The sequence below is a fragment of the Sebaldella sp. S0638 genome, assembly GCF_024158605.1.
Taxonomy (GTDB): Bacteria; Fusobacteriota; Fusobacteriia; order Fusobacteriales; family Leptotrichiaceae; genus Sebaldella.
The window spans coordinates 1-7034 of record NZ_JAMZGM010000165.1 but is presented as its reverse complement, the minus strand read 5'-3'; the positions used below and the strand labels follow the sequence as shown (position 1 = coordinate 7034).

Annotated in this window: 6 protein-coding genes; all 6 read left to right on the top strand. The window is 26.6% G+C overall.

The window, feature by feature from the left end; all coding sequences use genetic code 11:
• Positions 1-133: 133 nt before the first annotated feature.
• The 6 genes from NK213_RS18485 to NK213_RS18460 all read left to right on the top strand — a co-directional run bounded on the left by NK213_RS18485 (position 134) and on the right by NK213_RS18460 (position 6949).
• Positions 134-328: a hypothetical protein gene (locus tag NK213_RS18485; protein WP_253351997.1), complete on the top strand. Its 195-nt coding sequence runs from the start codon at positions 134-136 to the stop codon at positions 326-328.
• A 144-nt stretch (positions 329-472) separates the two neighbouring features.
• The gene (locus tag NK213_RS18480) at positions 473-853 is read left to right on the top strand and encodes a hypothetical protein (RefSeq protein WP_253351995.1); all 381 of its coding nucleotides are present in this window, start codon (positions 473-475) and stop codon (positions 851-853) included.
• 3 nt (positions 854-856) lie between these two features.
• Positions 857-2251 carry a type IV secretion system protein gene (locus NK213_RS18475; RefSeq protein ID WP_253351993.1) on the top strand — a complete coding sequence of 465 codons (1395 nt, stop codon included), beginning with the start codon at positions 857-859 and terminating at the stop codon, positions 2249-2251.
• Between the two features lie 1229 nt (positions 2252-3480).
• On the top strand, positions 3481-4617 hold the full coding sequence (gene mobV, locus NK213_RS18470; protein WP_256478830.1) for a MobV family relaxase: 1137 nt from the start codon (positions 3481-3483) through the stop codon (positions 4615-4617).
• Between the two features lie 11 nt (positions 4618-4628).
• Positions 4629-4946 (top strand): hypothetical protein, encoded by a 318-nt coding sequence (locus NK213_RS18465; protein WP_253351984.1) that lies wholly within the window; start codon positions 4629-4631, stop codon positions 4944-4946.
• A 1016-nt stretch (positions 4947-5962) separates the two neighbouring features.
• Positions 5963-6949: a protein rep gene (locus NK213_RS18460; RefSeq protein WP_253351982.1), complete on the top strand. Its 987-nt coding sequence runs from the start codon at positions 5963-5965 to the stop codon at positions 6947-6949.
• Positions 6950-7034: the final 85 nt, after the last annotated feature.

The following is a 7034-nucleotide window of genomic DNA, read 5'->3' as shown; positions in this document are numbered from 1 at the left end:
AATCAAGGGCATTTTATAGGGATAAAAAAAGGTCTCTGACATATTTTAGTCAGAAACCGTGTACGTTGATTGAGTACCAACGTAAGCATTTTATCCCAATTTGACTAAAAAATCAAACTTGGAGGTAGAAAAGATGAAAATACCAAAATTGGATAGAGAAATTAATTGTTTAATAAATGATAGTTTCAGTAATTTAGTATTTAAGAATAGTGATTTTTCTGAAATATATTCAGAAAATTTTAAAGATGAACAAATAGATAAAATGATGAATCTTTTATATAAATGTTTCAAAGCAGGATTTTTATCTGCTTACTTGTATGCTGAATAGCATTTAAATAAACAAAATGCCCTTGATTTTTACTTTTTAATGAGTGGAGGTGATATAAGAAAGGAAAAGAATATAAAAAGGCTTAAAAAGGAAATTATGAGGTTAAAAATATTATGGTAAATAATACTTGAGGGAAGTGATTACATGAGAAAAATCATGTTATGTTTTATGTTTCTTTTAGGAATGGTTATTTTTGCTGAAAAATTAACAACTGATGGTAAAGATAATCTTGATAAACTAAAGGGAAAGTGGGTTAATGGACAGTTTGAGTTTATTAATCAGGGTAAGAAATGGTATTTAGATGTTGAATGTGGTGACTGTAGCAGTAATGGAATGGAAAGGAGTGGTTTTGAAAAGTATAAAAACGGAATATTTGTTGTAAGAAATTTTTATAAAATGCCAAATCGACCTGACAAAAATTTCTACTTTGCTTGGGATACTAAGTATAAAACATTTGTTGAGTTAGATAAGAATTTAAATATACTTTCAAAATATCCTAGAAAAGTAACAGGACCAGCGGGGTAGTTTATGAAGAAGATTTTATTTATTTTATTTTTTGCAATGACTATTTTTGGTTTTGCTAATCAAACCTATGATGATACAAAGTTCAGACAAGATTTAGTTAATTGGGCTACTTCGAAAGTTGGAGCTAACTATGATATGAATAATCGTTTTGGTTCAAATACTTTCGATTGTTCAAGTCTTGTTAGCCGTGCAATTAACGGTGTCGGTATGACTTCAATTTCTGGTAAAAAATCAGATTATGGAACGACTGCAAACGGCTTATATCGTGCTAGTGGTACAATAATTAATAAAAATGATTATAACTCATTGAAACCTGGAGATATTGTTCATTTTTCGCCTTATTCATCAGGGACTACTGGTCACGTTGGGATTGTGGTTGCTAACCTTGGAAATGGTAAAGTTGAAATTGTTGATGCAAGAGGAAAAGCTTATGGAGTTGTTAGAAGAGTTGTTGACTTATCTCAAAACTCTCATTACTTAGGGGCAACGAGTGCAACACAGGTCTTAATTAACAATGGATATACACCAGTTAATGCTGATGGAGTTGTAACGGCACCAGACGGACAGGCTGTCGGATCAGGTAACCCGTTGACATATAACAAGGATTTTACAAGAAATATAAGCTTTGATGAAATAGCAAAAGAGTTTAAAGACTATGTAAATAAAGGAGTTACAAACCTTTTACAAAGTTTAATTCCATTCTTGACATTGATATTTCTTATTGATTTTGCTGTGTTTGCGATAGGTTCATATTTGAATAAGACTGAAAATTTTATGAAAGAAACAATATTCAGACTTTCAAAATTTACATTTTTCGCATATATAATAGGCGGTTCATTAGAATTAATGCAAATGGTTTTTGATATGTTTACTGAAGTTGCTAAAACATTAAGTGGAGTTGAAAACCCGTCAATAGACGGTCTTATAGATATTTATATAGCAAATGTAAAGAGTATTTTAAATGCTTTGCTTGATTTCAAATTAACCTTGAATGTCATATTTAATCCAACAGGAACAGCAATATATTTCTTGTTCTTATTGGTTGTATTAATAGCAATGACAGTGGCATATTTACAGATTTGTTATGAAATATTTTCAACAACAATAATATTTTACATAGCAGTAGGTTTAAGCTTTGGACTATTTCCTTTAAAAGTTGGGAAGATAACAGCAAAATATGGAACAAACCCTGCCAGTGTAATGGTAAGCTGTGGTTTAAAGATTATAATTACTTTAATGATGGTAGGTGTAGCGAATGGTTTACTTTCTAAAGCAGTATTAAAAGCAGAAGCAATTAAAAACATGGATTATATGCAAGTGTTGTGGATACTGGGTTATACGTTAGTTGTTTGTTTTCTTGTTAAGAGAATCGATTCAATATTTTCACAGTTTAGGTAGGAGGTAGAATGGGAATATTAATAAATTTGGCAATATATATTTTTTTAGCAACACCTTTGATATTGTATTTAGTAAAGTTGTATGAGTATTTGACATCAGATGAATTCGGGGATAATGTAAAATGGAAAAAAGCTGGAATGACAATTTATATAATGTTTTTAATTTTTTTCCTGTTAGTATTAGGAGCAGTATTAATTTTCAAATATTTATGGGAAATAAGATATGAAAATTATTTGATAATGGCTCAAATATGTTTGACGATGACAGTAATTTTTTGTTATTTTTTCTCAAAATTTAGGAAGAAAAAAACAGAAATAGATATTTTTATAACACGATATATTTTATTTTATACGGTACCATTTTTATTTCTAATATCGAATTTAAAAAAAATAATTTAAAGAAAAAAAGGAAACTTTGCAGAGAAATTTTTATAAAATAAAACTAACTAATTTTGAAAAATAAAAAATTTAAAATGATAAAAAAGTCGGCATAAAAAATTTTTTTAAGAGATACTTTTGAAAAAAAATATCTCTTTTTTTTGTAAATTTTTGAAAATGAAAAATAAAAATTTGGAGTTATAAAAAAAAATTTAAGAATGCTTTTTAAGGAAAAATAAAAATAAAATTTATGACTTTTTAGGCGAAAAGAAGAAAAAATATTTTGATTTAAATTTGTAAAATTTTGGAATTTAAAGACATAATTTTTTGAAAAAATAGTGAAAGTAATTCACATAAATTTTTGAAATTTATGTGTCATAAAAAATGAAAATAAGAATTTTTAAAGCACAATTTTTTTCAAAAATTGTGGTTATAATTCCCATAAATTTAAAAATATATAGGGTTATAAAAATATAAACATATTTTTATATATTTTATAAATGCTATTTTTTTAATATTATATAAATCAAAATCTTTAGTATATGAAAAAATCACAAAATATTTTTTTGTGCATCAAACTTTTAAAGATATATTTTATATAGCTTATCTATACACAAAGTTTGTGCCAGCTTTGTGACGGTATTTTTTAGATGTTTTTTTGTTAACTTATTTTTAAGTGAAAACGATAAAAATAAGAAAATAAAAAACGTTGATTTTAAAGGGGTTAAGGGGATATCCCCTTACACACGACTTTACTTGTAAAGTCTAGTGTGTTAGACTTATAAAAAAGTCACCGCAAATTTTACAGAGATATTTCTGTCAATTTACGATAAAAAAGCGAGGTAATAGGTCATGAGTTATGCCATAATGAGAGCCGAAAAATTGAAATCACATCAGATACATTTTTCTCAAAACCACAATGAAAGAAATCACAAAAGTTATTCAAATGAAGATATTAATTTGGAGAAAACGAAAGATAATTATCACTTAATTGAATCAAAAAATTATTCTCGTGATACGGAACATATTATCCAAAAAAATTATAAAGGTACAAAAACAATTCGGAAAGATGCAGTTAAAAATGTTGAACTTATTTTTACTTCTGACAAAGATTTTTTTGATAAATTATCTCATGAAGATGAGAGAAAATTTTTTGAAAAGAGTTTGGAATTTGCACAAGAATATTTCGGAGAAAAAAATATTTTTTCTGCAATTGTTCATAAAGATGAGACTACTCCTCACATGCATATTAATCTTGTTCCTATCACAAAAGAGGGTAAACTTTCGGCAAAAGAAGTGGTCGGAAATAGAAAAGATTTAGAGCAAATGCAAGATAAATATTTTCAAAAAATATCAAAAAGTTTTCCTGAATTAGAGCGTGGTAAGAAGAAAGAAATAACAAATAAAATCCATAAAAGCTTAGATGAATTTAAAAAAGAAACTGCTGAAAATTATAATTATAAACTGGAAGAAAAAAAAGAAATTCAACAGATCTATCAAAATGCTAAAGGCAATATTTTAAATTCAAAAGTATCAATCGAAAAAGAAGATTTGAAAAAAATTGCAACGAAAGCAATTGAAGTTACTAAGATTGATTTAGTTTTAGATAAATATAAACAAGAAAATGAGAAATTGAAAAAAGAAAACTCACGCTTAGCAACACATAATGAATTATTGAGTCCATATTTAGATAAAAGCAATGAGTTAAGACAAGAAAATTCAATGCTTGAAAAAGAAATTAATAAATTAAAAACAAAGATAAATTCTTTAGTCGATAAGTACGAAAAAGAAATAGATAAACAAAAAGAAAAGTTAAATAATTTTTTGACAGAGCATAATTTCAATGGTAAATCTTTAGTTCATTACTTTAAAAAGTTTGAAAAAAAGGAAAGAACGGCAGAAACAAAAGAAAGAAATTTATTGATAAAAGCACAAAAACAACAAGAGATTGCTAAGAAGAAAGAGAAAGAAAAAGGATTTGAAAGGTAGGAGTTGGTTTAATGTTTGGAAAATCAAAAGTGTTAGTTGATAAAAACATGAAGATAGCACAACAAAAAAGAGCTGTTAAAGGAGTTCGGAGACCTGCAAGAAACGATAAGTTTGTAGATGAAAGATTTTCTTATAAGAAAGGTGCTGTTTTTAGGGGAAAACATTATATTATTTTTGAAAATGATGTAACTGCAGATGATGTCAGGATATCCGAAACAGTCTTTAAAAAATGGACTGGAAAATTAAGTGCTAAAGAAATAAAAATTACAGCTAAGAGTAATAAAAAAGGCGGTTTGATTGATATTAAAAGCATTGAAATTATAAAATAATCATGATTTGAAAATTTTATTTTTTGTGGTATAATAACTATGAAAAACAATCATTTAGTAATAAATCGGCTAAAAAAAGACTGGACTATGTTCCAGTTTTTTTAATATAATAAAAAAAGGCTCTTAGCCGAGCCAATTATTAAATGATTGGAGGAATGTTATGAGCAGATTCCTTGTTGTAATCATATTATTTATGATTATTACTAAAGTTGTGCAATAGTGCATTCCTCGCCCTACGGGGCTTTTTTTTATTACAAAATAAGAAATATCTTTTAAAGGCTCAAATTTCCATTTTAAGCATTTTTATTTTTTTATCTAAGTGAAGTTAGTTGATATGAAAAAAAATTGAAAATAAGTTGTTTTTGGAATTCTGAGGGACAAAATTTTATACTATTCTGCTTTTAATTGAAATTCCTAAATATTTTTGTAAAAAATTTTTTGGAATTCGCCGTGCGAGTTTAGCACGGAACATTTGAATAATGATTTTATTTGTGATATTATATTTTTGATTTTAATTGTTTTTATTTTAAATTTGTATAAAATTGAGAGCTCATCTGGATATTCTTAACAGAATATCCTTTTTTATTTGCCAAATTTTTATTCTAAAAATTTTTGGACTAACTTTTTTTATAAAACGAAAAAAAATTAGCCCTGATTAAAAGGCTAATTTTCATTGATTTTATTGACTTTGATACAGGTTTTCACTGACCTGTTTTTTTTGTATTTTTGAAAGTGGGCTCAAGCCCTTGTTTTTCGCGTTCCTTACTTCTTTTAATAATAAGGGGTACTATTTCGATTTTAAAGAAACTCATTTAAAACCAATATTTTCAATGTTCTAATAAAAAAAAAGAGCTTGTCTTTTTATGGATATCTTGTTATAATAATTTTGCGAGAATCAATATAATAAATATCATTCAAAAGAATACTCTTTTTTATTTTAAAAATTTAATTTTATTTTAAATTAAAAATTTGATAAAACTTGAGTTTTCCTTTGATAGAAAGGAGCTCATCTACATATGGATTATAAAACAAAAAAAATAAAAAATCAAGTACTTCAAGAATTTATAAAAAATAAAGTTTCTGATAAAAATTTAAATCGTATTCATGAGTGTGGCTCTTTTCTATTATTTCACACTGATGAAAGAAAGGAGAAGAAAAGATTGGTACATTCAAATTCTTGTAAAAATAGATTTTGTGCTATGTGTGCCTATAAAATTGCTAGAAAAGACGCTATGAAAATATCAATTATGCTTAAATATTTAGAAAATAATTGTCAGTTTTTATTTTTGACTTTGACTTCTCCAAACGTAACGTCCGATAATCTTGCTGATGAAATAACTGATTATAATAAAGCTTTTAAAAGATTTTCTGAATTAAAACTTTTTAGAGGTGCTGTTGTTGGTTATATTCGAAAACTTGAGATTGTTTATGACGGTAGTAAAAAAATTACTAAAGAAATGTATAAGAAAAAGAAAAAATACTATGATAATCTTGGTTTATATGCTGGAGATAAAAATCCAAATTATAATAAATATCATCCGCATTTTCATGTTTTGTTAGCTGTTAAGAAAAATTATTTTTCAAATAATTATATAAAACGTGATACATGGCTTGAAATGTGGCGAAATGCAAAAAGAGATGAAAGTATAACCCAAGTAGATGTAAGAAAATTAGATATGAAAAAGGGAGTAGCAGAGATAGCAAAATATTCGTCAAAAGATTCAGATTATTTGATGTCTCAAGAAGTATTTGACGTGATGTATAAAGCTTTGAAAGGTAGACAGATAATTACTTATAACGGAGTATTTAAAGAATCGGCAAAGCTTTATAAAAAGGGAGATTTAGACTATTTGAAAGATGTAGATTTAACTGAATATGTTTACAGAATCCTTTATCAATGGGGGCAAGGCGAGTATGTCGAAAAGGAAATTCGGGAACTGACTGACGAAGAAAAAGAACGATTTAATAAGCAACTGATTGATGAAATAGATATTGAAGAATAAAAAGTAATAATCAAGGGCATTTTATAGGGATAAAAAAAGGTCTCTGACATATTTTAGTCAGAAACCGTGTACGTTGATTGAGTAC

Excerpts from the sequence above, each read along its gene's own strand:
- NK213_RS18485 (WP_253351997.1), top strand. The coding sequence starts at position 134 with ATGAAAATACCAAAATTGGATAGAGAAATTAATTGTTTAATAAATGAT.
- NK213_RS18480 (WP_253351995.1), top strand. The coding sequence starts at position 473 with ATGAGAAAAATCATGTTATGTTTTATGTTTCTTTTAGGAATGGTTATT.
- NK213_RS18475 (WP_253351993.1), top strand. The coding sequence starts at position 857 with ATGAAGAAGATTTTATTTATTTTATTTTTTGCAATGACTATTTTTGGT.
- mobV (WP_256478830.1), top strand. The coding sequence starts at position 3,481 with ATGAGTTATGCCATAATGAGAGCCGAAAAATTGAAATCACATCAGATA.
- NK213_RS18465 (WP_253351984.1), top strand. The coding sequence starts at position 4,629 with ATGTTTGGAAAATCAAAAGTGTTAGTTGATAAAAACATGAAGATAGCA.
- NK213_RS18460 (WP_253351982.1), top strand. The coding sequence starts at position 5,963 with ATGGATTATAAAACAAAAAAAATAAAAAATCAAGTACTTCAAGAATTT.